The following is a 255-nucleotide window of genomic DNA, read 5'->3' on the forward strand; positions in this document are numbered from 1 at the left end:
TGGGCCGTGTCTCAGTCCCAGTGTGGCTGGTCGTCCTCTCAAACCAGCTACGGATCGTCGCCTTGGTGAGCCGTTACCCCACCAACTAGCTAATCCGATATCGGCCGCTCCAATAGTGCAAGGTCTTGCGATCCCCTGCTTTCCCCCGTAGGGCGTATGCGGTATTAGCTACGCTTTCGCGTAGTTATCCCCCGCTACTGGGCACGTTCCGATACATTACTCACCCGTTCGCCACTCGCCACCAGACCGAAGTCC

The 255-nt window shown here is 58.4% G+C and carries 1 rRNA gene; it reads right to left on the minus strand.

Annotation, left to right across the window (positions count from 1 at the left end):
• Positions 1 to 255: ribosomal RNA gene (locus IB259_RS31285) — 16S ribosomal RNA — on the minus strand; the annotation flags it as partial.

The organism is Achromobacter sp. ACM04 (assembly GCF_014851465.1).
GTDB classification, from domain to species: domain Bacteria; phylum Pseudomonadota; class Gammaproteobacteria; order Burkholderiales; family Burkholderiaceae_B; genus Achromobacter; species Achromobacter aegrifaciens.